Annotated in this window: 31 protein-coding genes and 1 tRNA gene; 15 read left to right on the top strand and 17 right to left on the bottom strand. The window is 64.0% G+C overall.

The features are described 5' to 3' along the window. Window positions 1-50: 50 nt before the first annotated feature. The 8 genes from ACZ48X_RS19975 to ACZ48X_RS19940 all read left to right on the top strand — a co-directional run bounded on the left by ACZ48X_RS19975 (window position 51) and on the right by ACZ48X_RS19940 (window position 6,845). On the top strand, window positions 51-1,193 hold the full coding sequence (locus ACZ48X_RS19975) for a baseplate J/gp47 family protein (RefSeq protein ID WP_336350742.1): 1,143 nt from the start codon (window positions 51-53) through the stop codon (window positions 1,191-1,193). Next, complete coding sequence (locus ACZ48X_RS19970) at window positions 1,193-1,819, top strand: hypothetical protein (protein ID WP_336350743.1); 627 nt, start codon at window positions 1,193-1,195, stop codon at window positions 1,817-1,819. Before ACZ48X_RS19975 ends, ACZ48X_RS19970 begins: the two co-directional genes overlap by 1 nt. A 21-nt stretch (window positions 1,820-1,840) precedes the next feature. Then, entirely contained in the window at window positions 1,841-2,377 is a 537-nt protein-coding gene (locus ACZ48X_RS19965; RefSeq protein WP_336350744.1) for a hypothetical protein, read from the top strand. 213 nt (window positions 2,378-2,590) lie between these two features. Next, entirely contained in the window at window positions 2,591-3,340 is a 750-nt protein-coding gene (locus ACZ48X_RS19960; protein WP_336350745.1) for a hypothetical protein, read from the top strand. Between the two features lie 310 nt (window positions 3,341-3,650). Then, window positions 3,651-5,132, top strand: a complete 1,482-nt coding sequence (locus ACZ48X_RS19955; RefSeq protein WP_336350746.1) for a radical SAM protein — start codon at window positions 3,651-3,653, stop codon at window positions 5,130-5,132. Next, window positions 5,132-5,944, top strand: a complete 813-nt coding sequence (locus ACZ48X_RS19950; RefSeq protein ID WP_336350747.1) for a hypothetical protein — start codon at window positions 5,132-5,134, stop codon at window positions 5,942-5,944. Before ACZ48X_RS19955 ends, ACZ48X_RS19950 begins: the two co-directional genes overlap by 1 nt. Then, complete coding sequence (locus tag ACZ48X_RS19945; RefSeq protein ID WP_336350748.1) at window positions 5,941-6,429, top strand: hypothetical protein; 489 nt, start codon at window positions 5,941-5,943, stop codon at window positions 6,427-6,429. Before ACZ48X_RS19950 ends, ACZ48X_RS19945 begins: the two co-directional genes overlap by 4 nt. A gap of 179 nt (window positions 6,430-6,608) precedes the next feature. Beyond that, complete coding sequence (locus tag ACZ48X_RS19940) at window positions 6,609-6,845, top strand: hypothetical protein (protein ID WP_336350749.1); 237 nt, start codon at window positions 6,609-6,611, stop codon at window positions 6,843-6,845. A gap of 177 nt (window positions 6,846-7,022) precedes the next feature. Here ACZ48X_RS19940 and ACZ48X_RS19935 read toward each other — a convergent pair whose 3' ends face one another. Next, window positions 7,023-7,805, bottom strand: coding sequence for a hypothetical protein (locus ACZ48X_RS19935; protein ID WP_336350750.1), 783 nt, complete (start codon window positions 7,803-7,805; stop codon window positions 7,023-7,025). Window positions 7,806-8,226: 421 nt separating this feature from the next. Between ACZ48X_RS19935 and ACZ48X_RS19930 the strand changes: the two genes are divergently transcribed. From ACZ48X_RS19930 to ACZ48X_RS19920, 3 genes are read left to right on the top strand one after another with little or no spacing between them, the layout of a single operon-like run. Continuing rightward, window positions 8,227-8,622, top strand: a complete 396-nt coding sequence (locus tag ACZ48X_RS19930) for a type IV pilin N-terminal domain-containing protein (RefSeq protein WP_336351113.1) — start codon at window positions 8,227-8,229, stop codon at window positions 8,620-8,622. After that, the gene (locus ACZ48X_RS19925) at window positions 8,623-9,108 is read left to right on the top strand and encodes a type IV pilin N-terminal domain-containing protein (protein WP_336350751.1); all 486 of its coding nucleotides are present in this window, start codon (window positions 8,623-8,625) and stop codon (window positions 9,106-9,108) included. 18 nt (window positions 9,109-9,126) lie between these two features. After that, entirely contained in the window at window positions 9,127-9,597 is a 471-nt protein-coding gene (locus ACZ48X_RS19920; RefSeq protein WP_336350752.1) for a type IV pilin domain-containing protein, read from the top strand. A gap of 35 nt (window positions 9,598-9,632) precedes the next feature. On the opposite strand, the gene ACZ48X_RS19915 is transcribed toward ACZ48X_RS19920, so the two are convergent. Together ACZ48X_RS19915 and ACZ48X_RS19910 are read right to left on the bottom strand one after the other, a co-directional pair. Further along, window positions 9,633-10,730 carry a tyrosine-type recombinase/integrase gene (locus ACZ48X_RS19915; protein ID WP_336350753.1) on the bottom strand — a complete coding sequence of 366 codons (1,098 nt, stop codon included), beginning with the start codon at window positions 10,728-10,730 and terminating at the stop codon, window positions 9,633-9,635. 63 nt (window positions 10,731-10,793) lie between these two features. Then, window positions 10,794-10,877 (bottom strand) — tRNA-Leu (locus ACZ48X_RS19910). A gap of 85 nt (window positions 10,878-10,962) precedes the next feature. On the opposite strand from ACZ48X_RS19910, the gene ACZ48X_RS19905 reads away from it, so the two are divergent. Next, window positions 10,963-11,271, top strand: a complete 309-nt coding sequence (locus ACZ48X_RS19905; RefSeq protein WP_336350754.1) for a transcription initiation factor IIB family protein — start codon at window positions 10,963-10,965, stop codon at window positions 11,269-11,271. Window positions 11,272-11,291: 20 nt separating this feature from the next. Here ACZ48X_RS19905 and ACZ48X_RS19900 read toward each other — a convergent pair whose 3' ends face one another. From ACZ48X_RS19900 to ACZ48X_RS19880, 5 genes are all read right to left on the bottom strand, one after another. Next, complete coding sequence (locus ACZ48X_RS19900; protein WP_336350755.1) at window positions 11,292-11,780, bottom strand: phosphopantetheine adenylyltransferase; 489 nt, start codon at window positions 11,778-11,780, stop codon at window positions 11,292-11,294. An 85-nt stretch (window positions 11,781-11,865) separates the two neighbouring features. After that, window positions 11,866-12,414 carry a winged helix-turn-helix transcriptional regulator gene (locus ACZ48X_RS19895; protein ID WP_336350756.1) on the bottom strand — a complete coding sequence of 183 codons (549 nt, stop codon included), beginning with the start codon at window positions 12,412-12,414 and terminating at the stop codon, window positions 11,866-11,868. An 81-nt stretch (window positions 12,415-12,495) separates the two neighbouring features. Beyond that, entirely contained in the window at window positions 12,496-13,605 is a 1,110-nt protein-coding gene (locus ACZ48X_RS19890) for a glutamate--cysteine ligase (RefSeq protein WP_336350757.1), read from the bottom strand. Window positions 13,606-13,696: 91 nt separating this feature from the next. Next, window positions 13,697-14,353, bottom strand: a complete 657-nt coding sequence (locus ACZ48X_RS19885) for a fibrillarin-like rRNA/tRNA 2'-O-methyltransferase (RefSeq protein ID WP_336350758.1) — start codon at window positions 14,351-14,353, stop codon at window positions 13,697-13,699. Then, complete coding sequence (locus ACZ48X_RS19880) at window positions 14,350-15,258, bottom strand: NOP5/NOP56 family protein (RefSeq protein ID WP_336350759.1); 909 nt, start codon at window positions 15,256-15,258, stop codon at window positions 14,350-14,352. Before ACZ48X_RS19880 ends, ACZ48X_RS19885 begins: the two co-directional genes overlap by 4 nt. Window positions 15,259-15,497: 239 nt before the next feature. Here ACZ48X_RS19880 and ACZ48X_RS19875 point away from each other — a divergent pair, with 239 nt between their 5' ends. Continuing rightward, complete coding sequence (locus tag ACZ48X_RS19875) at window positions 15,498-15,662, top strand: DUF7331 family protein (protein ID WP_336350760.1); 165 nt, start codon at window positions 15,498-15,500, stop codon at window positions 15,660-15,662. Between the two features lie 43 nt (window positions 15,663-15,705). Here the strand turns inward: ACZ48X_RS19875 and ACZ48X_RS19870 are convergent, their stop codons facing one another. Then, window positions 15,706-16,521 carry a hypothetical protein gene (locus tag ACZ48X_RS19870; protein WP_336350761.1) on the bottom strand — a complete coding sequence of 272 codons (816 nt, stop codon included), beginning with the start codon at window positions 16,519-16,521 and terminating at the stop codon, window positions 15,706-15,708. A gap of 110 nt (window positions 16,522-16,631) precedes the next feature. Continuing rightward, the gene (locus ACZ48X_RS19865) at window positions 16,632-17,423 is read right to left on the bottom strand and encodes a helix-turn-helix transcriptional regulator (RefSeq protein WP_336350762.1); all 792 of its coding nucleotides are present in this window, start codon (window positions 17,421-17,423) and stop codon (window positions 16,632-16,634) included. A 276-nt stretch (window positions 17,424-17,699) separates the two neighbouring features. Here ACZ48X_RS19865 and ACZ48X_RS19860 point away from each other — a divergent pair, with 276 nt between their 5' ends. Beyond that, window positions 17,700-18,776, top strand: a complete 1,077-nt coding sequence (locus tag ACZ48X_RS19860; protein ID WP_336350763.1) for a methyltransferase domain-containing protein — start codon at window positions 17,700-17,702, stop codon at window positions 18,774-18,776. 313 nt (window positions 18,777-19,089) lie between these two features. Here ACZ48X_RS19860 and paaE read toward each other — a convergent pair whose 3' ends face one another. Genes paaE through paaA form a run of 5 tightly spaced genes read right to left on the bottom strand, consistent with a single transcriptional unit; the run spans window position 19,090 to window position 21,934 of the window. Continuing rightward, window positions 19,090-19,260: a 1,2-phenylacetyl-CoA epoxidase subunit PaaE gene (gene paaE, locus ACZ48X_RS19855; RefSeq protein WP_227130773.1), complete on the bottom strand. Its 171-nt coding sequence runs from the start codon at window positions 19,258-19,260 to the stop codon at window positions 19,090-19,092. A gap of 1 nt (window position 19,261) precedes the next feature. Beyond that, entirely contained in the window at window positions 19,262-19,735 is a 474-nt protein-coding gene (gene paaD / locus ACZ48X_RS19850; RefSeq protein WP_336350764.1) for a 1,2-phenylacetyl-CoA epoxidase subunit PaaD, read from the bottom strand. Window positions 19,736-19,768: 33 nt separating this feature from the next. Beyond that, entirely contained in the window at window positions 19,769-20,641 is an 873-nt protein-coding gene (gene paaC, locus ACZ48X_RS19845; protein WP_336350765.1) for a 1,2-phenylacetyl-CoA epoxidase subunit PaaC, read from the bottom strand. Then, window positions 20,641-20,985 (bottom strand): 1,2-phenylacetyl-CoA epoxidase subunit PaaB, encoded by a 345-nt coding sequence (paaB, locus tag ACZ48X_RS19840; protein WP_336350766.1) that lies wholly within the window; start codon window positions 20,983-20,985, stop codon window positions 20,641-20,643. Before paaB ends, paaC begins: the two co-directional genes overlap by 1 nt. 4 nt (window positions 20,986-20,989) lie before the next feature. Continuing rightward, window positions 20,990-21,934 carry a 1,2-phenylacetyl-CoA epoxidase subunit PaaA gene (paaA, locus tag ACZ48X_RS19835; RefSeq protein ID WP_336350767.1) on the bottom strand — a complete coding sequence of 315 codons (945 nt, stop codon included), beginning with the start codon at window positions 21,932-21,934 and terminating at the stop codon, window positions 20,990-20,992. A 102-nt stretch (window positions 21,935-22,036) separates the two neighbouring features. Here paaA and ACZ48X_RS19830 point away from each other — a divergent pair, with 102 nt between their 5' ends. Next, window positions 22,037-22,681, top strand: coding sequence for a helix-turn-helix domain-containing protein (locus ACZ48X_RS19830; RefSeq protein WP_336350768.1), 645 nt, complete (start codon window positions 22,037-22,039; stop codon window positions 22,679-22,681). 23 nt (window positions 22,682-22,704) lie between these two features. On the opposite strand, the gene ACZ48X_RS19825 is transcribed toward ACZ48X_RS19830, so the two are convergent. Continuing rightward, a complete protein-coding gene (locus tag ACZ48X_RS19825) occupies window positions 22,705-24,828 on the bottom strand; it encodes a sensor histidine kinase (RefSeq protein WP_336350769.1) in 2,124 nt (707 codons plus the stop codon). A 342-nt stretch (window positions 24,829-25,170) separates the two neighbouring features. Then, window positions 25,171-25,557: a PaaI family thioesterase gene (locus tag ACZ48X_RS19820; protein WP_336350770.1), complete on the bottom strand. Its 387-nt coding sequence runs from the start codon at window positions 25,555-25,557 to the stop codon at window positions 25,171-25,173. Between the last annotated feature and the right edge of the window lie 67 nt (window positions 25,558-25,624).

Here is a 25,624-nt window from a genome sequence, read left to right as displayed (position 1 = left end):
CGATTTTGGCGGTAATGCTCGCTGATGCCAAGGAGTATTGGGGGGAGGATATGCAGGACGGCGACGAGTCCATTATCCGTGCGGTGTACGAACCCGTCGCGGTTCGCTTCGCGGAGATACAGAACGACCTCGGGTTGGTGCTGGATAGCGCGCAACTCGACCACGCCGAAGGACTTGCGCTGGACTTCCTGACGGCGCTCATTGGGGTTCGTCGCCAGGACGCAGTTGTCGCGACCGGGAGCGCGCGGTTCTCTCGGGGCGCGGCGGCGGGCGTGGACTACACGATCCCGAAGGGAACGACCGTGCAGACCGACAGTGACACGCCGGTTCGGTTCGTGACGACCACGAGCGCAACCCTCCTCTCGGGGAACACCGAGGTTGACGTGGCTATCAAAGCCGTCGAGGGTGGCGTCCTCGGGAACGTCGGGGCGAACACCCTGGTCGTGATGCCGAGCGCACCCAGTGGCATTGAGGCCGTGACGAACCCTGCGGAGACGACCGGCGGGGTCGACGAAGAAGCCGACGACGAGCTACGGGCGCGCGCCGAAGAACAGCTCTCCGAGGGAAGCGCGGCCACGCCCAACTCGATTATCACTGCAATCCAGAACATCTCGGGGGTCAAGGACGTGACCTACTTCGGGAACAATCAGGACGTCACGGACGCTGATGGCCTCCCGCCGCACTCCGGGGAGTTCGTCGTCCAGGGCGGCGACGGGCAGACGATTGCTCAGAAGATTGCGGACAAGAAGGCCTGGGGCGACACACTCGCGTCGGGCGTTCACGGAAGTTCGGACGGCCCGTTCACGGTGACGTACATCAACGGGCAGACGGACGAGTTTAGCATCAGTCGCCCAACCGAAGTCCAAATCTACGTGGATATGGACATCGAGGTGACGGACGAGTTTGCTGGCACCGACTCGGTTCGTGACGCTATCGTGGCGTACACGGGTGGCCTCATGTCGACCGGCTCTACCATCGAGGGCGACATCGGGGTTGGCGACGACGTGATCTTCGGTGAGATTCAGTACGCGATTCGCTCCGTGGACGGCGTGTACGACATCACGGCGCTCACCGTCGACACGGTTGACCCGCCCACGGGGACGGCGAACCTCGCGATTGGCGACGGGTCGGTTGCGACGGCGGATTCGAACGACGACAGTATCACGCTGACGACGACCGTCGTCTCACCCTGATGCCGACGTACAGCAACAACGGCGACCGGCTCGCTGACGGCCTGCCCGAAGTGATGCCGACCGACCGGACCTCGGGGAACTTCAAGCTCCTCGACCCGATTGGACACGCCTTCGACCGCGTTGAAGAAGACATCCAGGTCGTCGACGAGGAGTCCACGATTCAGACGGCGAACCAACTTCCATCCCTGGAGAAGCTCTCTCGGATGGTGCAGATTCGCCCGAAGTCCGGTGAGTCCAAGGAGAAGTTCCGGTTGCGGCTCATCGCGGAGTTCCAGTTGGTGACCTGTGAGGGCACCGTGAACAACATCATCGCGAACGCGGCGACCCTCCTGAACATCAAGCCCACCGAAGTCGGGTACGACCCGAACAGTGGCGAACCGGGGGTTGAGTTACTGGAGATACCGAAGTCGTCGCTGGACGCCGTGGAGATAACCGAAGCGGAGTTCATCGACATCCTGAACCGGCAGACGCCGTTCGGGTACCGCGTTGACGCGCTGTTCCGTGGGACGTTCACGTACCGGACGTCGGCGGACTACAACGGGAACGTCAACGACCCCACCCTCGGGTACACGAACATCGCGGGTTCGGTTGGGGACGGTACGTATGCGGGATTGCTGACTGACTAACCACGATTACACATCACGATTATGACGACCTACAGCTCAAGCCTCAAGACCTGGGGCGCACAGGGTTCGGAATACCCGACCGGATACGACTACCTCGCTGGCGACCAGCCGGTTGATGCCTACGATAACAACTTCAACTACAACGTCGTCGAAGACATCCTTCACTTGGTGTCGGTGACGAACGAGCGCCTGGACTCAAGTCGGGCGGCCTCGAACCCAAGTAGCCCAACTAACGGCCAGCAGGTGTTCCGAACGGACACCAGCCGACTCGGGTACTACAACGGGTCGGTTTGGAAGACGGTTGCGGAGAAGGGCGAAGTTGACGCCGTGCAGACCGCGCTCGACAACCACGAGGCTGACTCGTCGAACCCGCACAGTGTGACGCCCGCACAGATTGGGGCCGCGCCCGTCTCTCACGTTACGAACACGGGGAACCCCCACGACGTGACCGCAAGTCAGGTCGGAGCCGTCAAGAAGTCCGGTGACTCCGTGACGGGGACGCTCGACCTCTCTGGTGGTCGGGTTGTGTTGCCCCTCGGCACCGACAAGTGGGCCTGAACCATGGCGAAGGAACCAGGCTCAATGTGGGTGGAGGGTGATAACCTTCACTTCGTAGACGGCGCTGGCGACGAGTGGTATTACACGGGCAACGTCGTCACGACCAGCTCGCCCGGTAAGTCCGGGTCGGTCTGGATTGAGGGGACGTACCTCCACTATGTCGACTCGGTGCGCTACGAGCGTCGGATTCCGCGGGAAGTCGGGTCGTGGGTCGTGGGGACCACCGGGTCGATCTGGATTGAAGACGGCCTAATCAAGTACGTCGACGAGACGGGCAGTAAGGTCCGGGCGTTCGAGGAAGCCGGACACACGGACATCCCGCACTCCGATACGCATAACGACTCCAACACGGGGCACTCGGATAATCACGACGACCACTCGGACCACCAGAACAGCGGTCACTCCGATAACCCGCCGCACTCTAATTCACACTCGGATAGGCCCCCACACAGCGACGGGCACTCGGATAATCCGAAGCACCAGGACGACCACGCGAATCGCCCCGCGCACAACGACGGGCACTCGGACGACCCACCGCACAGCGACAATCACGTCGACCAGCTCCAGCCGACGCACACGAACTCCCACAGCGACACCCCGCACGGGGACTCGCCGGGGATTCACAATGACGCGGCGTACAGCGACCACACGGACGAGATTACGCACTCCGACCACGCGAACACGGGGTACTCCGATAATCCGAAGCACAGCGACTCGCACTCGAACTATTCACACTCGGACATCGGGCACTCGGACGACCCGAAGCACCAGGACAATCACTCGAACTACGGGCACAGTGATAACGGCGGTCACTCGGATGACCAGCCGCACTCGAACAGTCACTCCGATAAGAACGTCTACACGGATTACGCGGACCACTCCGATTCCCACGACGATCACGACGATCACTCGAACACGGCGTACACGGATGTTGCACACGCCGACCAACCTCGGCGGGTGTAAGCTGGTGGGTTTCATCGGGAAGCGGTGGAGTGGTGGTATGCTCACCGTTCTTTGACTATCCTTTGAAAACCTTCGACAGCTTTAAGTGTCTACAGCACTATTATACTACTAAAGAAGAACACTCAGAGAAACACACCTCTTTGAGTACGTGTTCTTCTGCTCTCCTTACGGACATGGACTCATGTACACGTAAATGGAGTGTACACCCCTTCCCGATGTTGAACATGGAATAGAGAACGTTCAACTCTTACACGCTATACCACTGCTATCCCACTACTGGTAGTACCATAGAATACCCTTAGATAAACATATGACGCTACACATCGCGGCGAACACCGGCTGTAACCTCGGCTGTACGTACTGCTACGAGGAACCCGACCGGGTGATGAAACAGAAACAGATCGACAACGAGTACGACATCGACGCTATCATGGCTCGCCTGGAGGAGTGGAAGGAGACGAAGCCATGGGAGCCGCCGGGGATGCACGGTGGCGAACCGCTCTTGCTCCGCAAGGAACACCTCGACCAGATTTTCGCGTACTGCTACGAGAACTGGGACGAGAAGCGAACGCACATCCAGACGAACGCCACGCTCATCGACGACGACCACATTGAGCTGTTCAAGAAGTACAACGTCTCCGTGGGTATCTCGTGCGACGGGCCGATAGAACTCAACAGAGAGCGCCTGGCGCGCGGCGGTGGGAAGGACGTCACCGACCACATGAGCGCCCGCACCCTGAGCGCCATCGAGCGCCTCGCGGACGAAGGCGTGCCGGTCGGTCTGATTGTCGTCCTCCACGACGGCAACGCGGGGAACGACGAGAAGCTGGAGAAGCTCCTGGCACAGATGGACAAGTGGAACGCAATGGGTATCTACGGCCACTACAACCCCGCTATCCCCTATGAGGATGTACAGACGGACATCTCCCTGACGGGCGAGCGGCTGGCCGAAGTGTACCTCCGAACCTGGGAGTGGATGATGGAACCCGGCCAGGACTACCGGTCGTGGAACCCGATGCGTGACTTCCAGAACAACTTGCTCGGGACCTCCCTTCGGAATTGCATCGTGAACACCTGCGACGTCTACAACGCCGGGGCCGCCCAAATCATCAAGGGCGACGGCGAGCAGACGGGCTGTGGGAAGACGTGGGCCGCCGTGGGCGACGGTGTGCCGTTCCTCCAGGGCGAGAGTACCGACAACCGGTACAACGACCCGGACGAGCAGGAACGCTACGAGATGCTCAAGCAGGTCCCTGGGGCGTGCGACCCCGAGTATGATGGACCGGACCTCGGTGGCCTGCGCGGGTGCCGATACTGGGCGGTCGACCAGGGCGGATGTCCCTCCGCTGGGATTGACGGCGACTACCGGAATCGCTCGACGTTCCACGAAGCCCACCACGCGCTGTACGAGCGCATCGAGGGCGATATGCGACGGATGTTCCCCGCTATCCGGTTGATGACCGACCTCCCGTGGGACGCGCCTGTGAGTGACCTTGCGGCCTCCAAGCAGGTCGACATCAAGCCCTTTGTGAATATGCAACACGGGAACGGCGGCGAACCGAACGTCTTCCGTGGAACGGCGGAGGTTGAACCCCCGTTCAGCATCATCACGAACATGGATATGCCGTTCGAGGCGCGACAGAAGCTCTACGAAGACTACTACGGTGAGGAGATTGTCACGGCGGACCCCGCGACGGGGAGTATCCACGCTGACAGTGACGTTGCCCGCCTGCAACCCCGAGCGGACGACGACGGGAAGGCGGGGTGTTGCGGCGACGAGTGTGACTGCTAATGATTGAACCTATCTACCCGGTTGACGTTGACCTGCCGCTGAACATCAAGCCTATCTACAAACGGAACTGGAAGACCACGGAGTCGCGCGATCATTTCCGTGACGCCCTGGACGCCTGTAAGCGGGCGTTCTACAAGGTCGAGGTGATGGCGGTCAACGACCCGGACCACCCTCGTCGCGCGGCGCTTCTCGATGAATCCCAGGCGGACTTGAACAGTATCCTCGCCATGACGGACACCACGGGGTCGCTGGTGCGTTCCCTGGGTGACCGTGGGGGAATCATCGTTGCGGACGAACGGAGCGCGCTGGACGCCGTGGTGGAGGCCCTGGCACAGAAGGACGACCGAACGCTGGGCGAACTATTCGGCTACCCGGAGAGCGCGATTGACTTCTACGTGGAGAACGTCGACAAGTCGAACGAGGTTCCCATCTACGAGATCGCGTGTGCGAGCAAGAGCGCCGAGCTGGTGGACGACGACCCCGAGTACGTCCGGGTTACGAACGTCGACGGGATGGTCAATCCGATATGGCAGTACATGAATTGGAAGTTCATCAGCCACATCCCGGCGAGCTTCGATTGCGTGGAGTCGCGGGCACTTGCTATCCGCAGTGGCGCGTACTTCCGTGAACTTGGGTTGGGCGACGAAGCCGAACTTCTGTATGAGTTCCTCTCGGCGAACGTCACCTGGGATGGCTACCATGGCCTGTCCAACATCAGGAACGGCTACTGTATCGGGAGTACGAACACGCCGCCGTACTGGTCGAAGAAGACGGTTGAGTTTGGTGGGCCGCACCAAGCGAAGGCGATGTGATGCGGTTCCTGTTGGACGCGGACGATGATTGGATAGAGGTAGTGCGGCGCTGGCTGTTCCCGCGGTTGCACGGGGTGGCGTCCCGATTCGGGGCGTACACCATTGGAACCACAGGCGAGAACCAACGTGTCTGTCGGGTTCTCGTTGACGAGGAAACCATCGAGACGGTGCTTGTGGCACTTGGGTTCGAACGGAACCCGATTGCGTGTTTCAAGTCGCTCGTCGACGGACGAGAGAGTGAGGGGTCGTGGGTACTTCGGTCACACGACGACCGCTTCGGTCTGCTGGAGCGCGACCGACAGCTCCACGTTACGCTATTCCTCCCGCGCTACGGGCACGGTGTCCTGGTGTACGCACACGAGGAGTACGACTGGCAGGACGCCCCGCGGAAGCACTTCTTGGGTGAGTCGGTTGACCCGATCATTGGGGCGACGAAGATGCTCTATCTCCTGATGGAACAGACGGACCTGAAACTACAGTTATGAGACTACGTTGGCGAGCTTATAGACTGACACGACTGTCGGTGTGGCTGTACCTATTCCCGCGGCGATTCATCGAAGCTGATTCGCGGTGGCAACATACGAACGTCCGGCGGTGGAGCCGGTCGTTCACCTGGCGCGCGGACCCAGGGTGGGACTACGCGCAACACCCCTGGAAGACATACATGACTGGAGAAGGCGACTGCGAAGACTACGCGCTCGTGGTGCTGAATATGCTGATGGAGAATACGAACCGACCGTTGACGCTTGGGTTCTGTGGGACCGGCGTCAAGCCCAAACACGTTGTGGTGTACGATAACCACCACGTATACTCAAGCGGGAACGTCCACGAGGACACCGATCTCGGCGAGTACCTCGCGGAGTCCGCGTATGAGTGGATGATTGAACGGCGCGTCCGGTAGCAGAGTATTCTGACAATGAGCGATCTTACAATAGCGATAGATGTGAACAGTTTGCTCCTGGGCATGGCGATTGGCCTGGGACTTCCCGATCTAGCGCGGAAAGTGATTCGTGCGCGACTCGGTGCAAATCCAAGCCGCAGAACGACAGACCGAGAACGAGAGAGCAACTAACTCGATTTACGAATCTCCAGTAATACGCTCAAGCGCCACTGGCGAGAGAAACACGGAACATCCAGCACGCTCGACGTGAGAACGCCCGGCCTCCTGTCTACAGAGAGTTTCAAAGTCGTCAATGTACGACGCAGGCCGAGTTGAACGAAGCTCAATCCGTGTCGCCCACGGTTCCGGGGCTTCCGCAGCGCGTGTCAATAGATAGCTCTCGATGAACTTCCGTCTCATTGCGGTTGTAGCATAATTGAGGTACTCGGGGAGTCTATCGACCTGATAGTGGTCTGTCCCTCGGGGGACGCCTGCGGCGACGAACGCACGCCCGGCAACGGACGACTGTTCGGGGATCGTAACTTCATCGGGCCGCCCTTCTCGATGTTGGATGTCGTGTTTGAGGCCGAGGTTACGGAGGCCACTGGAGAGTCGATAGATGTCGTTGCTGTCGTGGAGCGTGAAACGAGGTTGAAAGCCTCGGCTTTTGACGCAGCCGCTCGCCAGGAGCCAAGCGATGAGGCGATTAAGTGAGTTCGTTGTGGACGCTGGAATCTTGTCGAACCACCCGTTTTGTTCGAGGAAAGAGATCGCGCGATAGCCGTCTGGTTGGACGCCGTTGTGCCACTCTTTGATTCGGCCATGTGGCATATCGAGGGCGCGCGAGACGAGTGTCGGGCCTTCTTGCGGGTGTTCATCGCTGTAATTCTGGTATTCTCGATAGTCGTCTACGAGTTCCTCTGCGGTGGGGTCTTTTCGGTTGTAGGTTGCGAGAACGTCGGCTTCGGTGAGAATTTGCATGATTGTGAAGGAGGCGGTAAGATGTTTAAGTCCGGGTGGTCTGGAGTAGGTTGCGGGGGTGGCAACCCTCGCTTACCCACACCGGTTGGGGGCATACCGCGCCCCATCCGTTTTGAGGATAGACGACTAAACTCGTATATAAATCCTTCCACAGCTATTTGCTTCTTTGAGTAAGTATATGGAAAGTATCATGACCGGGAGCGAACCAACATCAATTTTGATAACGCAAGACGCGACCGGTTTCATATGCGCTTCAAGGACACATTGAAGCGAGGAAAGAGTCGCTATACCATTTTCTGGATAAGCGATACCGACCGGGAGCAGAGTGGCTGGCCGACGGTATTAAGTGCTTAGCAGAATAGTCACTGGATACCATCGGCGCGGTGGGTGAACGCCGCAGACCGATGTGGGAAAAATAACAATGAAACTAAACAACCTCTTCACGGACGAGGATGCTGTCTCCCCGGTTATCGGAGTCATCCTTATGGTGGCTATTACAGTCATCCTCGCAGCCGTAATCGGCGCGTTCGTACTCGGTATCGGTGGTAGTCAAGCGAAAGTCCCGCAGGCAAGTTTCGATTACTCCTACAGCGGTAGTACTGTAACCGTCACTCACGCAGGAGGCGATGACATCGAAGCAAGTAATCTGAAGGTCCAAGCTGACGGTGGGAAGCAGTCTGTTAGCTGTGGCCCATGTGCAGCGGGTGATACGCTTTACAGTGGGGCTACCGGTAGTACTTCCACGATTCAGGTCATTTGGACCAGCCCAAGTGGAGATAGTTCCAACGTGATTTCCGAATCCGAAGTTCCCTCATAAATGGAATTAAAAAACATATTTAAGGACGAGGACGCGGTGTCGCCGGTCATCGGCGTCATCCTTATGGTGGCAATCACTGTCATCCTCGCAGCCGTGATCGGCGCGTTCGTACTCGGTATCGGTGGCAGTCAAGAACAAGTCCCGCAGGCGACTTTCAATTACGACTCGACTGCCTACGCGAGTAATGTGATGGTCGATATCAGCCACCAAGGTGGGGGCGATATTGACAGCAACAATCTGGATGTCAAAATCGGTTCCTCGACTGTCTGGGATTCCGGCGCAATCGGAAGTAGCCCAAACGGATGGTCTGAAAACACTACGGATACTACTTCTGGCTGGAAAGGTGGGACGGTTTCTGCGGGGTCCACTGTGAGTGTCCAAAAGCCGAAAGCGTCCGTTAGTAGTGGGACGTCTATTACCATTGTCTGGACCACCTCCAGCGGGGACTCGTCGAATATTATCTCGGAAGGCGAAATCAGTATCTAACCTCCGAGGTTCCCATTTATGAAGGTCCGAACCGTTCTCCAAGATGAAAATGCAGTCTCATCAACCATTGGCGTAGTGCTGATGGTTGCTGTGACTGTTGTTCTGGCAGCGGCAGTGGGGTCCTTCGCGTTGGGGCTTGCAGAAGAATCAACAAAGAAGACACCGACCACGACCGTCGAAACAAAATGGGGTGTCGACGGTGGAAGTCAAACTGTCGACATTACAATCCTTAGTGGTGATGACGTCAAAAGTAAGTTCATGACTGTCACCGTCGACGGGACAATCATCTGGGAAGACTCTGGTGTCCCAAGTGGGGTTGACATCACGACCTACGCTGGGAAAACCTGGACCGGCCCAAAGATTGAGTCTGGAGACACACTCGGTCTGAAGGAGACGTCCAGTAGTGGCCTTCCCGATGGCAAGACGCTGAAGGTCATCTGGAACAACGGTGAGAAGTCCCAGGTGTTGGGAACCGGGACTGTTCACTGAGTGGGTACGGAGTCTGCTTCGTTTTTCTATCTCGTTTATCCCATCTGGTCGAGTGCGTCCCGGCGATCCTCTACGGGGACTTGATCGTACTTCATAGTGGTTTGTGGGTTCCGGTGACGTAACTGTACCATCGCCGCGGCCAGGTCACGTTCTCGCGTCATGTGTGTGCCCACGGAGTGTCTGATAGTATACCACGACATCGACCGGTTCTGAGTGTCGATTCCCGAGACGTCGCATAACTTGTGGAGGATACGGCGGAGTTCCTGTGCTGGATAGGGGTTGCCGTGGCGAGTGAGCCAGAGTCGGTCGGTGTCGTCGTAGCGCGGGTGCTTCTCGCGTTCGTCCAGCCAGTAATCCAGGGCGGTCGACGTCCGATCCGTGAGTGAGACAGTCCAGTTCCCGTCGTTCTTCGCGGAGTCCTCCCGTGGGATACGCAGGACGCTATTGGTGGTGTCGACCCAACTGGTTCGCGCGCGCCGGACCTCCACGGGCCGTAGCCCAGCATCGAGAGAGACCCAGACGAGCGTGGTGAACTTCCAACTGCTATCCGTGTACTGGAGGGCGTCCTTGTCCTCGATGCCGTAAGCGGGGTTCCCGTCGACGCTCAGGGCGGCGTTCCTGATCTTCTGGCGTTCCTGCTTGGAGAGAAAGTCTCGGGGTTGGGGGTTGCCGCCGCCGCTCGTGAAGTTCCACGAGAACTCCCACTCGTCCTCCCCGAATTGCGCTTGGAGCCACGACGAATACCGCCGGAGCATTTCGAGCCACTTGCCCTTCGTGGAGTTCGTGACGTCCTCAAGCGCCTTCTCGTCCATGAACGCCCGGGCCGTCTCCTGGGTGGGTGGCTGGCTGTATTCGCGGTTGTACTCCCAGGCCCACAGGTCGAACGTCGCGGCGCGCTGGCCGGTGTTGTAGACCGTGTACGGAGAGTAGCCCTCTGCCTTCTCGGGTTCCTTGCCGAACTGCAACATCCACTTGAGGAACGATTTGCGGTACTCGTAGTAGTCGACGACTTGTTTGGTATCGAGGAAGTCTGCGTTGCGCTGGTGGACTATGAGGATGTTCCTCCCGTTGTCCCACTCGCTTCCCTTAAAGACCATACAGCGCGATAGTCGATTTGGCTTATCTATGTCCATAGTCGGGTGTTGTCGTTTGTCGACACCCGGGAGAAAACTGCACGACGAGACGGCGTCGAGGAGTGCGCGGGACCGGATTTGAACCGGCGGACTCCTACGAGACAGCGTCCTAAGCGCTGCGCCGTTTCCTGGCTTGGCTACCCGCGCGCACTCCGAGCGTAAGCCCCGAGCAGTTCAAGAACCTGTCGTCTCGGACGCGAGATTGAAGGGCGAGGCCGCCCCAGGGGGCAGTGTGTATCGAGCGAGTGACCGTGTGGACAACGAAGCGTGGATCGAGGAGTTACAGGCGGTCTGCGAACGCTTGGAGTTGGAGTCGGCGGCGCGGACGACCGCGACGGACCTCTTCCTCTCCACGGCGCCGGAGTCCGACCGGTCCAAGCCCGCGGCGATAGCGGCGAGCGTGTACGCGGCGGCGCTCCTGGAGAGCGACGAGCGCTCGCAGACCGCGGTCGCCGACGCCGCGGACGTCTCCCGGTTGAGCGTCCAGCAGCGCTGGAAGGACGTCCTCGAAGAAGCAGGGTTCGAACCGCCGTCCTGGTAGGCGCGTAGCGAGTCAGGGGGTTAGCGCGTCGCGTCTCGGCCGTCGCGCTCGGGCGTCACGTTCCCGTGCTCGTCGATCTCGCCGTTCACGATGCGGGTCGACGAGATGACGTCGCCGTCCTCGGCGATGACGTGGTCGACGACGACGATGTCGAGCGGGTCGACGCCCGATTCCTCGCGGAGTTCGTTGATGCGTTCGCCGGTGTCCTCGGTCTCCGGCGAGACGACGAGCGCGTCGAACCGCGGTTCGGTCGCGATCCCGGTTGGCTCGGTGAGTTCGTGCACCGCGAACTCGCGGCCGTACTCGGCCGCGAGCGGTTCGAGTTCGCGTTCCAGGTCGCGTTTCCGTTCGGCGAACGACCGGACGTACCGGTCGACGTGCCGCGTCTTCGGTGCGAGCTCGTCGCTCGTCAACCCCACCGTCACGTCCCCGAGTTCGAACGCGCGCTCGAACAGCGCGCGATGCCCATCGTGAACTGGGTCGAACGTCCCACCCAGCGCAACATTCATGCCCGAACGGTCGACCGGGCGCGGCATAAAAGGATTGAATCCGGGGACCCCTGCGTCCCGCGTCGCTCACAGTCCGCCAGACGCGTCACTCGTCGGTCGACGCCGTCCCGTCGTCGTCGGCGTCCGCGTCGTCCGCACCCGCGTCCGGTTCCGCGTCCACGGCATCGGACTGCACCGTGATAGTCACCGGCTCGTCGTCGGCGTCCACGGCTTCCAGGTCGTCCTCGTCGTCGTCGTCGAGGAGCGAGTCGAGGTTGAAGACGGTGTTCAGTTCGTCCTGTACCTGCCCCACGACGCCCGAGACGAGTTCGCTCGGCGCGATCGCCGTGTACTCGTAAGGGTTGTTCCCGGCGCCGGAAGCGGCGCGTTTCTCACGGTGAACCTTCTCCTCGTCGTGCAGTTCCGCCAGGGCCTCGCGGACGGTGCTCGGGTACAGACCCGTTCCCTGCGCGATCTCCTCGCTCGTGGACGCCGGGTTGGCCTGCAGGAAGATGTAGATCTTCGCTCGCGTCTCCGTGTCGAGCACCCACGAGAGGAGGTCGACGATGCCTGAGTCGAAGCCGTCGACGGCCTTCTGGCGTCGCGTGGATGGTTCGTCGTCGTCCGCCGGTGTCTCCGCCTCGTCCCTGGTCATGTCCTTTCACTGAGGACACAAGCCGTGCGGGGGTAAAAACCCATTGCTCGGGGGTGTTCGTCCTCAACGACCGAGAACGGGTCACTCACCGAGAACGAGCGATTCGCAGAGCGCGTCGAACCCTTCGGTCTCCAGGATGCGGCGCTGTCGTTCGGCGCCGCTGTCCGCGTCGAGGACGTCGCGGATGCCGGTGACCCCGAGGCGGTCGCACTCGCGGTCCACGAGCTCGCCGAGCGGGACCGTGCCGTCGCCCTCGAGCGCGACGAACTCGGCGTCGTGGCCGTGCCGGAGCGCCCGCCACTTGTTCTCGTCGAGGAGTTCGCGACGATGCTGATGGGGGTACCCGCTGCCTCGGTCGTCCCACGGCGCCGCGAGGTCCGCGTATCGCTCGCGGAGGTCCGCGACGAGCGCGTGCACGTACTCGACGAACGCGAACACGACGTCGGGGTCCGCTTGTCCGTCGGGCGCTCGAATCTCGACGGTCCCGTGCCCGGAGTGCGGGCGGACGTCGTACCAGAGCTCTCCGCGGTCGCGGATGCTCTCGGTATCTATCATGCGGTTCTCGAACGCGGCGAAGTCGTCGTAGCCGTCGAACGCGGTCGGCATCCCGGTGTTCGGGAGGCCCTCGAATATCTTCGCGCGAGCCGACGCCAGGCCGGTGTCGTAGCCGTCCCAGAACGGCGAGTTCGCGGCGAGCGCGAGCATCGGTGGGAGGTACCAGCGGAGTTCGTTCGCGATCCACGTCGCCGCGTCCGCGTCGTCCACGCCGACGTGCACGTGCAGCCCTGCGGTCGTGTTCCGATGCTGGGGGTACTGGATGCGGTCGAGTTGACTCCGGTACCTGGGTTTCTCGGCGTGTTCGAGTTCGCGCCACCGAGCGCCCGGGTGGAGGCCGGCGCCCGCGACCCGGTACCCCTCGCTCGCCGCGAAGTCGACGAGCGCCTCCCGGACCGCGTGGAGGTTCTCGCGGGCGTCCGCGAGGTCCTCGCACTTCGGCGTCTGCGTCTCGATGACGGTCTTGAACAGCTCGTGGTCGAGCCGACCGTCCAGTAGCTCGGGCGGGTCGGCGTCGTACACGAGGGCGTCGCTCCCGGAGACCGGACGGCCGGCCTCGTCGACGACGAAGAACTCCTCCTCGATGCCGAGTGTCCCCGCGTCCTCGAACGCCTCGCGCGACCCGCGCTTGTCCATCGACGCCACGTTCGCTCGCACGTGATAAAAGGAGTACGGAGTCGGCAGGTCGCCGTGCACGAGCGCGCCCCGGCGACGTGAGGACCGACGGTCAGCGCGGTCGGGCGACGACCGCGAGGTGGTCGTCGTGGTACGGTTCGAGGCTCGCGGTCTCGAGGACCTCGTAGCCGTCGCGGAGGTCGTCGAGGACGGCGTCGAAGACGTCGGTCGGGTCACCGGTGACGTCCTCGCTGCGGGCCTTGATGGCGAGCGCGAGCCGACCGTCGTCAGCCAGGAACTGGCGGTTCCGGAGCGCCACCTCGGCCTGGCCGCGCGTCGCGACGTCCTGCACGAGGAGGTCACAGTCGGTTTCGACGACGTGCGCGTACGACTCGGGCTTCCGGGCGTCGGCGAGCAGCGGGAACAGCCGGTCGCGGTCGTCGGCGACCCGACAGAGGTCCCGCACGGGCCGCGGCGCGAACTCGACGGCGTACGTCGGTCCGGCGACGTCCGCGACGTGGCTCACGGTGGTGCCGGCGGCAGCGCCGAGGTACAGGACCGTCGCGTCCGCGGACAGCCCCGGGTCGAGTCCGGCCGCGTACGTCGCGGCGAGCTTCGACCGCGAGGCGTCCCACGCACGCCAGTCGCCATCCGTCGCCTCCGGGCCGACGACCGGCCCCTCGGTCGCGAGGGTCTCACCGCCGCCGAAGTCCCGGCGCACCAATCCATCGGGGAGCGCGACGTCCTCGGGAGCGGGTGCGTCCGTCATTCGCCCGCACCTCCGTGGTCACTGCCGGTGGTGTCTCCGCCCGCGTCGTCACCGCCAGCGTCGTCGGGCAGTTCGTCGCCGGTGCGAGCGCGGATGGTGGCGATGCGCTCGTCGAGTTCCGCCTCTATCTCAGGTTTGGGGTCCCCGCTGTAGTGGTCGATGCGCGCCGCGATGGAGAGCTTCCCGGCGAGTGCACGCGCCGCGCTCCCGCGGTTCTCGGGGTGCGTGCCGCGGACGTACTCGTGCGTGTAGATGATGCCGTGCTTCGGCGAGGACGCGCGACCGCGGAGGTGCGCGAACAGCGCGTCCTCCGCGCCGAGCACCTGGACGGTCCCGCTCGGCTTCTTCGCGAGGGACTCCAGGCTCCCAGCGAGCGAGACGAGTCGTGCCGCGAGCACCGGCCCGGCCATCGACGCGAGGTTCGGCGCGACCGTCGGCGCCTGCTGTTCGATGAACCCGCGAAGGTCCTCGGCTTCCGCGTCGAGTTCGACGACGCGCTCGGCGAGCGATATCGCGCGTTCCTCCGCGGGCGTCTCCGCGGTCCGACTCGCGACGTCCTCGGCGAGCGCGACGCCACCGCCGGAGACGTCGAAGAGCGCACCCGCCCACTCCGCCGCACGCTCGGCGAGCTCGTTCGCGGTGCGCGCGCAATCGTCCATCGCACGAACCGCGTGCACGAGCTGCTGGTCGTCCGCGCGCTCCCGTTCGACGGCCTCGGCGCGCGCCGCCGCGACCGTCGCCTCGTGGAGCGCGTCGTAGTACGCGGCCTCGTCGGGCGCGAACCCGACGTCGACCGCTCGCGCCGGCCAATCAGCGGGCTCGGTCGCGGACCCGTCGCGGACCGCCGCGGCCGCCGCGTCGACGTCACCGGGCTCGCAGTTCGCGAACCACCCGTCGTCTGTCATAGCACTCACTCCTCGGGCCATCGGGTTAACGCCCCCGACTCGGCACGCACCCGCACCGACGACTGCGCACGTCCGGCGCGGGCACCCGATTCCAACCAGGACTCGCCCCGTCCTAGAACATCCTAGAGGAATCCCGACCCCTGGAAGGACGTTCCACACACACCCCCGGAAAGCTTATGTTCATCAGTCCCTCGGCAATAGTTAGCATCGCGCGGGCCACAGCCCGCACGACTCCCCCCATGAACAGCACGAACGACGAAGCGACGACCGCCGACCCGCCCGAGATAGAGAACAGGTTCTGCGCCCGCGACGCCGACGACGGCAGCGTAGAGATCTACGACGAGGAGAACACCGACGCCTGGATCCGCTCAGACTACACACTCGAACTCGGGCGACCGTCGTAACCACGAACCGACGCGGGCCGCTGGGTGGCGACCCGTCTCGTTCTCACCACGACGCCGGCAACAGCACGTAGCGGAGCGTGAACAGCTCGCGAGCCTGCACGACGACCAGCGGCTCGCCCGGCCCCGTCTGCACGACGATATCACCGGAGAGCGCTCGCGCTAGCGCCGCGAGCTCCGCACTGTACCGGTTCGAGACGTCCGGCCCCGTCACCTCCCCGGGGAGCGTCGCGGTGGCGTGCGCGAGCGACAGCTCGCTCCCGACGTCCAGCACGAACTCGCCGTTCTCGACGACGAACGGGTACCCGTCGACGGTCTCCGCGAGGTCGACCGCGTCCGCGAGCCGTTCGAGCGACGCAGCGTCCGTCTGCACGCGCGTCGGCGCGACCGACCCGTCCTCGAGCCTGAACCGGTTCTCGTCGTCGAACCGCGACGGCAGCTCCGTCGTCACCGTCCCGAGAACCTCCGGGCCGTGACGACACGCTACCTGCACGGTCTCCGCAGCCGTCCGAAGCTCGAGCGTCCCAGCGAACGCATCCTCGGGGTCACCGAGCAGGACGACCTCCACCTGCTCCGCCGCCAACCACTCCAGCCACCCGAGCGCCGCATCGATATCGAAGATCGCGACCGCCGGACCGTCGATATGGAGCGTGACGTCATCGAACGCCTCGTGCGCGACCGAACAGTACGCCGCCATCGACGTGTCGCGCTTCCCGGCCGGCGTCTCGACGCTGTCGTCCGTGACGCGCACCAGCATCTCGTCGTAGTACGCGTCACCGTCCGTCGCGAGCGACGCGACCCCCACCATGCGCCTGACGGCGCTCCGGGTCGCGCGGAGCGTCGCCAACGGCTCGCGTGTCATACCCGCTAGCACGATGCGCCGTCATCAAAAGTGGTGCGTCTCACCGGGCGGTCGGACGGCACTCGTCGGTCGTGCGAGCGCCGAGGCGTCCGACGGGAGCGATGCCGCGGTCAGGCCAGTGGTCGGGTCGCCCCCGCCACCGTCGCACCGTCTCGTTGCTCCTCGACCGTCGCGATTGCCCAGTCGCGGACGGCGGAATCGTCCGTGTCGACGTACACCGCGAGCTTGCCGGTCCTGTCGTCGTATCCACCGATGCCGACGCGGTCGTCGAATATCATGAGCTGAACGAGCGGCAGGTCGCCGTTCGACCAGAGCGTGAAGTGGTCGCTCGCGGTGACCGTTCGATACGTCTCCGGGTACGATTCCTCGAGTCGCTCGATGACGGCGGGCGTCACGATGAACTCGACGGCGAGCCCGTCCAGGATCCGTTCTGCGAGGACCCGGACGCTTCTCGGGGAGCTCACGACGGCGTCGAAGCCACGTAGCGTCGATGTCTGTCGGAGGAACGACGCACATCGCTCATCGGCGACGAAGGGGTCGCTCGGACTCGCGGTCGTCACGACGGCATCGCGGTACGGCTCCAGGTCGTCGTCGAGGAAGCCCGCCGGAATCCACTGCCAGATGCCTCGGAGCCGGGTTTCGGCGGCGATTCGAGTCAGGACGTCGTCGAACGTCTCGACGACGAACGTCCCCGGGACCGTGAGTTCGTACTCGCGCCGCGTACGACGCACCCATCCGCGATCCCGGAACTCGGAGAGGATGCGGTGCACCGTCGCGTTCGAGGCGGGAGTCCCCGCTCGGAGGTCCGAATATTCCCGCGGGGTTCCGTGCAAGAGTTCGAGGACTTCGACGCGATACTCTGACCGCGCGAGGAACTCGACCTCCTCAAGCGGCGTCACCATTCGAGTACGATGGTTCTCCGTGGGCTTTACTGTATCTCCGGGGAGTCCAGGACCACGAGACCAACCGTTCCGAAGGCGAATTGCCCGTCAGTAAGTTGTCCTGGAACGATGCAGACCTTCCGCTCGCGGGCGCTCCTCGTTCGCGCGACTCCTGCGACCACTGGCCGGCCTCCCGTTGGGAGCACCTCGGGCGTTCCGTTGCGTGGGACACTCGCATCCCGTGAGAGGCTCTTATCAATCGCATATAACTAACGAGTCCCCGTACCATGTAGTGTGATGACTACCGACACTCGGACGGACTCCCTCGACCAGGCGGAACTCGGTGAACTCGTGGAGTCGTCGCTCGTCGACCTCGGCGCGACGGTTCACGCCGCGCTCGCGGTCATCGGCGACGAACTCGGCCTGTACGCCACACTGGACGAGACGGGACCACTCACCACCGCCGAACTCGCCGAACGCACCGGAACCGCCGAGCGCTACGTCCGCGAGTGGCTGCGTTCACAGGCCGCCGGCGGATACGTCACCTACGACCCCGAGACGGAGCGCTACTCCCTCACCCCCGAACAGGCGCACCTCCTCGCCGACGAGGACAGCCCCGTCTTCATGCCGGGAGCGTTCCAGCTCGTCGGCTCCGTCGCCAAGATAGCGCCGGACCTCCAGGAGGCCTTCCGAACCGGCGAGGGCATCGGTTGGCACGAACACGACGAGGACGTCTTCCACGGCACCGAACGCTTCTTCGGGCCGTCCTACGGAGCGTTCCTCCTCGACTGGATCGGAGCGCTCGACGGCATCGAACCACGACTGAAGTCCGGCGGTCGCATCGTCGACGTGGGCTGCGGTCACGGCGCGCCGACGATCCGCATCGCGAACGCGTACCCCAACTCGACGGTCGTCGGCATCGACTACCACGATGACTCGATATCGGTCGCCCGAGAACGCGCAGCATCGGCGGGCGTCGCCGATCGCGTCAGCTTCGAAGTGGCGACCGCCAGAGAGTACGACGGGGCCGACTACGACCTCGTCACGATGTTCAACTGCTATCACGACATGGGTGACCCGGTCGGCGTCGCAGCACACGTCCGAGAGACGATCCAGCCGGAGGAGTCGTGGATGATCGTCGAACCGTACGCCAACGACCGAGTCGAAGAGAACCTCACCCCCTTCGGTCGCCTCGGGTACGCCATCTCGACGCTTGCCTGCACGCCGAACTCGCTGAGTCAGGACGTCGGGTACGCGCTCGGTGCGCAAGCAGGCGAAGACAAGACCAGAGAGGTCGTGACCGAAGGTGGCTTCACGCGCTTCCGTCGCGCAGCCGAAACCCCGACCAGTCTGGTGTTCGAAGCCAAACCATGACGTCGCCCCCGGAGTCCCAACGCCGGACAGACGGCGTCCTCGCGGACGCCGTATGCTCGCGCGGTCAGTTCACGCAGAAACGGCGCCCTCGCGGACGCCGTATGCTCGCGCGGTCAGTTCACGCAGAAACGGCGTCCTCGCGGACGCCGTATGCTCGCGCGGTCAGTTCACGCAGAAACGGCGTCCTCGCGGACGCCGTATGCTCGCGCGGTCAGTTCACGCAGAAACGGCGTCCTCGCGGACGCCGTATGCTCGCGCGGTCAGTTCACGCAGAAACGGCGTCCTCGCGGACGCCGTATGCTCGCGCGGTCAGTTATTCGAACTTCTCGAACGGTTGCTCGCAGCTGTTGCAGTAGTGCATGGAGCGGCACAGCGACGGGCCTTTCGGGTGTTCGCGTTCGGTCTCCGTCGACCCGCAGTACGGGCACTCCGCGCCCTCCATGTCGCCGCTCGTCTGGACTGAGGGGTCGAGTCGTCGACTCATGCTAGACGCTCAGGCCGAAGTCGTTCAGGTCGGCCTTGCCCTGTTCGGTCACCATCTCGAGGCCCCACGGCGGGTTCCACACGAGGCGGAGATTCACGTCGTCGACGCCGTCGACGCTCGCGACGCGCTCCTCGACCTCGCTCATCAGCATCTCGCGAGCCGGACACCCCGAGTACGTCAACGTCATGTCGACCTCCGCGTGGCCGTCCTCCACGGTGACGCCGTACAGCAGGCCGAGGTCGACGATGCTCACGGGCATCTCGGGGTCCTCGATGTCGTAGAGCTCGTCCCAGACCGCGCGCTCGACGCCGTCGGCGTCGGCGCCCGTCGCCGGGAGCTCCTCGGTGGTCGGCGCGTCGACGTACTCGTACTCGGTGTACGCGCACGCCGTCGCAGCGGGCTCGTCGCAGTCGTCTGGTGATGCGTCGACGTCCGTCGGGACGTCGCTTGGGTCGTAGGGTACGTCACTATCCATCGTGTGGTATCTCTCTCAGTTGATGACGAGACGTCAGGCCTCGTCGGGGTCCTTCATGATGCGGTTCGCCTCGTGGCGATCGAGCTTCCGGTACGTGTGCGTGAACTCCTCCTGGAGGTCGAACCACGCGTCCGTGTGGGACTGGTCGCGGCCGACGTGCTCGGGGAGTTCGAACTCGCTGTGGTGGACATCGTACTGCTCGGGGAGTTCCGCGTCGTCCACGTTCACGCCGAGGTCCTGGAAGAACGGGACGACGACGTCCAGCCACTCCTCGCGCATGACGTCGAGCGGTTCCGTCCGCAGGCCGAGGTCGTCGATGCGGTCCTCGACTTCCTCGTCCGTCGGCGCGAACAACGTGAGCGCGTACGGGAACAACCGGTCGAACGCCTCCTGGAGTCGCTCCAATCCCTGTTTCTCCTCCGCGAGTCGACTCATCCAGTTCTCGGCGTGCTCGCGGTGATAGTCCTCCTCCTGAACGATCTTCGGGACGCGGTCGCGGATGCGCGGGTACGACGACTCCTCGAGCGCCTCCAGGCGGATGTACTCCGCCTGGTCGTAGAGGTACGACCGGACGATGGCGTCCGCCCAGTCGCCCTCCGCGAACGGCTGCTCGACGAGCGTACTGTGACGCCACTCGCCGGGGTCGCGCTCCCAGACGAGCTCGCTCTCCGTGTACCCGAAGTCCTCGAGGAGGTCGTACCAGAGGCGGGCGTGCCCGAGTTCGTCCTGCGCGATGTTCGACAGCGCCAGGTCCGACTCCAGCGTCGGGGACCGCACCTGCCACTCCGTGTACCGCTCCGCGATCACGAACTCGTCGTCCGCGAGCCGATAGAGGAGGTGCTCGACGGCCTCCTGTTGCTCGTCACTCAACTCGTCGGGCGCCGGCAGTGACTCTTTGACCGCCATCAGTCACCACCTTGCGCTTCCTGCTTCTCCTGCTGGACCTTCCGACGGCGCTCCGCTTCGACCTGCTCGTCGGTGGACTCCGCGACCTCCGACGCCGCCGCCTCGAAGTCGTACGTGGACGCCCACCGGTAGGACTTGTCGGTCGTCCCGCCGAACTTCGCGTCCTCCGTGTCGACCTCGCCGATCTCGTCCTTCGGCGCGACCCACAGGCTGTTCGTCGGCTTCCGTCGTGCGTGCTGGACCTCCGCGAACATGAGCGCCATCTGTCGGTCGGGCGCGTGCACGTTCCCGCAGTGCTCGTGGTAGTCGCCAGCGTTCTCCTGGCGGAATACTTCCCAGATCATGGTCTTAATCAGCCGCCTGCTGTTGCGTGCCACCGAACTCGCGAGCCTCGTGCTCGTCGAGGACCTCGCGGACCCAGTCGACGGCCTCCTGTGCGGCCTGCCGGCCGTTTATCTGCTGGTGGCTGCCGTCGTAGTCGTTCTTCGCGATGGTGAAGAACTCGTCCCAGTCCAGGTCCTCCTCGACGACCTCGTACGTGCCGTCGTCGTTCTCGCGGATACGCGGCTCGTCGGGGATCTCGAGGCCGTACTTCTTCGCCTTCGGGATGTACGCGTTCAGGAACGCGTTCCGGAGCTCGTCGTTCCCCATCTGCTTGAGGCCGACCTCGCTCGCGAACCCGTGGTGCGTGGACTTGTCGTTCGTCGGCCCGAAGAACTGGATGATGCGCGGCCACCACTCCTCGAAGGCCTCCTGGGTCATCTCCTGCTCCTTCTTCGAGCCCGTCATGAGCTCGTGGAGGATGGCTTCGCCGTGCTTGACGTGGAAGCCCTCCTCGAAGCAGACCTTGTCCATCGCGTGGGCGTACGGCTCCCAGCTCGTGCGCTTGAGCGTCGCCTGGCGTCGCATCGCGGCGCCGTCGACGAAGAACGCGATCATCGGCGTCTCGACCCAGTCGTCCATCGGGTAGTGGAAGCAGTTCAGGAACTTCCCTTCGCCGTTGGCGAGCTCGTCGAGCATCTCGTCGCGCGTCTTCAGGCCGAGGGACTCGGCCGCTCGGTAGAGGAGTTGGCCGTGCCCGATCTCGTCCTGGACCTTCGCGCTGCACGCGAGCTTGCGGTCGAGGCTGGGGGCTTCGCGGATGAAGGGGCGTTCGAGGTACGCGCCCATGATCTCGGAGTTCGCGTGGAACTGGATCATGCGGGTCGCGGCTTTCCGGTACTCCTCTGGCAGGTCGTCTTTGGGGCTGAACTCGCGCGGGCCCGCTCGACGTTTGACCTCCTCGATGTCCATAATGGTTCATCATCACGTAGCACGTCCAGCGACAAACGAGTACACCACCACATGTACGGGCCTTAAGTACCCGTGGGTGGTAGTGGCTGTCGTGATGGTCGCGTGATAGAGGAGTGTCTCGTCGTCGAGTTCCGCGTCACCGGCGACGACTGCCCGCTCGCCGCCGCCACGCGCGAGACGGAGACCACCGTGGACGCGAACCCGCCGCAGTTACGCCAGGACGGGAACGTGCTCCTGCAGTGCTCGGCGAGCGCGAGCGATGCGGACGCGCTCGCGGACGTCCTCGACACCGACGACCGCCTCCGGTATCTGCACGCGGCGCGCGTCGACGAGCGCGTCAACTTCCGGTGTCTCTCGAAGCACCCGTGCGTCGTCCAGCGACTCACCGACGCGGGGTTCATGGTGGAGTCGCTGCGGTACGACGAGGGCGAGGAGCGTTACACGGGCGCGGTCGTCGGCCGGGACGTCCTCGAGGGGGTGATGGCGGCCGCGGGCGAGACCGTCGGCGTGACGCTCCAGCGCATCTACCCGCTCGGCTCAGAGGACGACCAGGCGGTCGCGGAACGCTGGCCGTTCACGACCGCACAGGAGGAGGCGATGCGGACCGCGTACGACCTCGGGTACTTCGAGGTCCCGCGGCGCGTGGACGCGGGCGAGGTCGCCGACGCGCTCGGCGTCAGCAAGTCCGCGTTCCTCGAACGCCTCCGCCGCGGGCAGGCCGCGGTCTTCGACCAGCTGTTCGGGTGAACTCGCGGCCGCTCCCGGAGAGTTCAGTCGTCCGCCTTTTCCCCGGTCACGTCGCTCGGCGCGCCCGACGCCGCGCGGTCCCGCTCGCCGGCGACGGCGACGACGAAGCGCGCGCCGCCGGCGTCGCTCTCGGTGACAGCCACCGACCAGTCGTGCGCGTTCGCGATGGTCTCGACGATCGCGAGCCCGAACCCGGTCCCGTCCTGTCGGGACGTGACGCCGGATTCGAACACCGAGTCGCGTTCGGCCGGCGGGATGCCGTCGCCGTCGTCACCCACGGCGAACGCGACGACCGCCCGGTCCTCGGGCGTGTCCGAAGCGTCGCCGTCGTCTTCGTACTCGACGTCGACGGTCACCGAGACGTCGCGACCGCCGTGCTCCACGGCGTTCCGGAACAGGTTCTCGAGGAGTCGCTGGAGCCGCGACCGGTCGGCTTCGATGGTCGCGCCCGTGCTGGCGTCGAGCGTCGCCTCGGCGGTCGCGACCGAATCCCAGGCGTCCTCGACGACCGAATCGAGCGACACCGTCGTCACGCCTTCGACGGAATCGCCTTCCCGAGCCAACGCGAGCGCGTCGTCGATGATCCGCTCCATGCGTTCGTGCGCGGCCGCGACCTCGTCGAGCGCGTCGAGGTCGCCGTCGCGCGCCATCTCGAGGTAGCCGTTCCCGACAGTCAGCGGATTCCGGAGGTCGTGACTGACGACGCTCGCGAACTCGTCCAGGCGCTCGTTCGTGCGTTCGAGTTCGCGCTCCCGGCGGTTGCGCTCGGTGACGTCCCGCGAGTTCAGGACGACGCCGTCGACGACCGGGTCGTGGACGAGGTTCGACGCGAACGTCTCGAACACGCGATACGAGCCGTCGGCGTGCCGGATGCGGTACTCGACGCGCGTCTCGTACCCCGGGTCGTCGACGCCGTTGCGGAACTCGGCGACGATGCGGTCGCGGTCGTCGGGATGCAATCGCTCCCGGCCCTCGCGTCCGACCCACTCGTCCTGGTCGTACCCGAGGAGGGACTCGATGGCGGGGCTGTCGTACTTGATTGTGCCGTCCGCGGCGAGGACGGTTATCATGTCCGAGGAGTTCTCGATGAGCCGCTGGTAGCGTTCCTCGACGCGACGACGCTCGGTGACGTCGCGGAGGAGGACGAGCCGCGTCCCGTGGTCGGCGTCCGAGAGCGACTGCACGTTCACGTCGAAGTGCTTCGTGTCCTCGCCCGCGTCGACGGTCACCTCGTCCGGCGTCTTCACGGCGGGGGAGACGGCGGGTTCGAGGAACGGGAACGCGTTCGTCGCGTTCTTCCCCACGAGTTCGGAGACGTCCGGCGTGCCGAGCGTGGCGACCGCGGGGTTCGCGTCGACGATGTGGTCGGTGTCGTCGACGACGACGACCGCGTCCTGCATGTCCTCGATGACGGTGTCGCGAGCGACCGGCGAGATACGCAGCAGGTCGTGCCGGGAGACCGCGTACCAGAGCGGGAAGACGGCGAACCCGAACCCGACGACGGTGAGGTCGACGTTGTTCTGCGGTCCTTGTCCGAGGAACCAGACGACGTTCATGAGGAACGGGAGGGTGACGCCGACGACGACGGCGAGCGATTGCGCGCGGAAGAGACTCTCCGACCGGATCGCCTTGCGAACGAGGAGGCTGATGGACGTCACGATGACGAGGTAGGAGACGAGCACGTGTGCGCGAGCGGCCGGTCCGAGCGACCGTTCGAGTTGAACGACGCCCGCGATGGTCTGGGTGTCGACGGCGACGACGTAGAGCTGGTGGTACCGCGGGCTCGTTAGGAGTAACGCGAAGATGGCGATGGCTTCGACGACGAGCGGACCGAACGTCCACCGGTTCACCCAGCGGTCGTTGTCGGTGTACGCGAGCGCGAACGCGAGCAACCCGAGGGTGCCGCCGGCAGCACCGACGTACTGGACGGCGAGGAACGCTCGCTTCGCGGCGAGCGTCGTCGCGCTGAGCTGGAGGACGTCACCGAACCCCCACGCCGCGATGGAGAGCGTCAGGAGGACGAACGCGCGGACGACCAGCAGATCGAGTTTCCGTCGACGGATCGTGACGATGTACGCGAACAGCGCGAACGAGAGCGTCGCGGAGACGGCGGTCGGGATGACGTACGGCGTGAACTGCCAGGCCATGGCGACGAGTATAGATGGAAACGTCGCTGCGCGTTCTTTAGTGTGATGGGCACAAGGGCGGTCATCGCCGACGGTGCTCGTCGTTCGCCGTGGTTCGGTGGGTCGAGGGGCGCCGTCACCGTTCGAGCGACGGCGAACCGATACCGGTCGTTATCCAGTCTTGTAGACGCTGCGGATAGGCGAGCATCCGGCGGCCTCCAGGCCGCCGGTTCCGTTATCCAGTCTTGTAGACGCTGCGGATAGGCGAGCATCCGGCGGCCTCCAGGCCGCCGGTTCCGTTATCCAGTCTTGTAGACGCTGCGGATAGGCGAGCATCCGGCGGCCTCCAGGCCGCCGGTTCCGTTATCCAGTCTTGTAGACGCCGCGGGCGTCGGCGACGAGGGTGTCGTCCTCGACGGCGAAGACTTCGACGTCGACGGTGCCGACGTCGCCGCCGACGCGGACGACGTCCGCTTCCGCGCGCAGGTCGCCGGTGCCGGCGTCGAGGTAGTCGATGCGCATGTCGATGGTGGGGACGGGCTGGTCGACTTCAGAGACGAGCGCGGCGCCGCCGACGGTGTCGGCGAGCGTGAACGTCACGCCGCCGTGGGCCATCAGGCGGTCGGCGTTCCACGACAGGTCCTCGCGCATCTCCAGGTATCCTTCGGCGTGGCCGTCCGCTGCTTCGGTCACGTCCACGCCGAGCAGGTCGGCGAACGGCATCTCCTCGAAGAACGCTTCGATGTCCATACCGGCCCTCCGGCCGGCGGCGAGATAAAACGTGGTGGGTCGGCGCGGTGACTGACGTACCGAGTGG

The organism is Halorubellus litoreus (assembly GCF_055378595.1).
The sequence above is the reverse complement of the archived record's forward strand: the minus strand, read 5'-3'. Positions and strand labels throughout refer to the sequence as shown.

What these genes read in the sequence shown, in the direction of transcription:
- ACZ48X_RS19975 (WP_336350742.1), top strand. Translation starts at nt 51, where the DNA reads ATGCAGGACGGCGACGAGTCCATTATCCGTGCGGTGTACGAACCCGTC.
- ACZ48X_RS19970 (WP_336350743.1), top strand. Translation starts at nt 1,193, where the DNA reads ATGCCGACGTACAGCAACAACGGCGACCGGCTCGCTGACGGCCTGCCC.
- ACZ48X_RS19965 (WP_336350744.1), top strand. Translation starts at nt 1,841, where the DNA reads ATGACGACCTACAGCTCAAGCCTCAAGACCTGGGGCGCACAGGGTTCG.
- ACZ48X_RS19955 (WP_336350746.1), top strand. Translation starts at nt 3,651, where the DNA reads ATGACGCTACACATCGCGGCGAACACCGGCTGTAACCTCGGCTGTACG.
- ACZ48X_RS19950 (WP_336350747.1), top strand. Translation starts at nt 5,132, where the DNA reads ATGATTGAACCTATCTACCCGGTTGACGTTGACCTGCCGCTGAACATC.
- ACZ48X_RS19940 (WP_336350749.1), top strand. Translation starts at nt 6,609, where the DNA reads ATGACTGGAGAAGGCGACTGCGAAGACTACGCGCTCGTGGTGCTGAAT.
- ACZ48X_RS19935 (WP_336350750.1), bottom strand. Translation starts at nt 7,805, where the DNA reads ATGCAAATTCTCACCGAAGCCGACGTTCTCGCAACCTACAACCGAAAA.
- ACZ48X_RS19930 (WP_336351113.1), top strand. Translation starts at nt 8,227, where the DNA reads ATGAAACTAAACAACCTCTTCACGGACGAGGATGCTGTCTCCCCGGTT.
- ACZ48X_RS19925 (WP_336350751.1), top strand. Translation starts at nt 8,623, where the DNA reads ATGGAATTAAAAAACATATTTAAGGACGAGGACGCGGTGTCGCCGGTC.
- ACZ48X_RS19920 (WP_336350752.1), top strand. Translation starts at nt 9,127, where the DNA reads ATGAAGGTCCGAACCGTTCTCCAAGATGAAAATGCAGTCTCATCAACC.
- ACZ48X_RS19915 (WP_336350753.1), bottom strand. Translation starts at nt 10,730, where the DNA reads ATGGACATAGATAAGCCAAATCGACTATCGCGCTGTATGGTCTTTAAG.
- ACZ48X_RS19900 (WP_336350755.1), bottom strand. Translation starts at nt 11,780, where the DNA reads ATGAATGTTGCGCTGGGTGGGACGTTCGACCCAGTTCACGATGGGCAT.
- ACZ48X_RS19895 (WP_336350756.1), bottom strand. Translation starts at nt 12,414, where the DNA reads ATGACCAGGGACGAGGCGGAGACACCGGCGGACGACGACGAACCATCC.
- ACZ48X_RS19890 (WP_336350757.1), bottom strand. Translation starts at nt 13,605, where the DNA reads ATGGACAAGCGCGGGTCGCGCGAGGCGTTCGAGGACGCGGGGACACTC.
- ACZ48X_RS19885 (WP_336350758.1), bottom strand. Translation starts at nt 14,353, where the DNA reads ATGACGGACGCACCCGCTCCCGAGGACGTCGCGCTCCCCGATGGATTG.
- ACZ48X_RS19880 (WP_336350759.1), bottom strand. Translation starts at nt 15,258, where the DNA reads ATGACAGACGACGGGTGGTTCGCGAACTGCGAGCCCGGTGACGTCGAC.
- ACZ48X_RS19875 (WP_336350760.1), top strand. Translation starts at nt 15,498, where the DNA reads ATGAACAGCACGAACGACGAAGCGACGACCGCCGACCCGCCCGAGATA.
- ACZ48X_RS19870 (WP_336350761.1), bottom strand. Translation starts at nt 16,521, where the DNA reads ATGACACGCGAGCCGTTGGCGACGCTCCGCGCGACCCGGAGCGCCGTC.
- ACZ48X_RS19865 (WP_336350762.1), bottom strand. Translation starts at nt 17,423, where the DNA reads ATGGTGACGCCGCTTGAGGAGGTCGAGTTCCTCGCGCGGTCAGAGTAT.
- ACZ48X_RS19860 (WP_336350763.1), top strand. Translation starts at nt 17,700, where the DNA reads ATGACTACCGACACTCGGACGGACTCCCTCGACCAGGCGGAACTCGGT.
- paaE (WP_227130773.1), bottom strand. Translation starts at nt 19,260, where the DNA reads ATGAGTCGACGACTCGACCCCTCAGTCCAGACGAGCGGCGACATGGAG.
- paaD (WP_336350764.1), bottom strand. Translation starts at nt 19,735, where the DNA reads ATGGATAGTGACGTACCCTACGACCCAAGCGACGTCCCGACGGACGTC.
- paaC (WP_336350765.1), bottom strand. Translation starts at nt 20,641, where the DNA reads ATGGCGGTCAAAGAGTCACTGCCGGCGCCCGACGAGTTGAGTGACGAG.
- paaB (WP_336350766.1), bottom strand. Translation starts at nt 20,985, where the DNA reads ATGATCTGGGAAGTATTCCGCCAGGAGAACGCTGGCGACTACCACGAG.
- paaA (WP_336350767.1), bottom strand. Translation starts at nt 21,934, where the DNA reads ATGGACATCGAGGAGGTCAAACGTCGAGCGGGCCCGCGCGAGTTCAGC.
- ACZ48X_RS19825 (WP_336350769.1), bottom strand. Translation starts at nt 24,828, where the DNA reads ATGGCCTGGCAGTTCACGCCGTACGTCATCCCGACCGCCGTCTCCGCG.
- ACZ48X_RS19820 (WP_336350770.1), bottom strand. Translation starts at nt 25,557, where the DNA reads ATGGACATCGAAGCGTTCTTCGAGGAGATGCCGTTCGCCGACCTGCTC.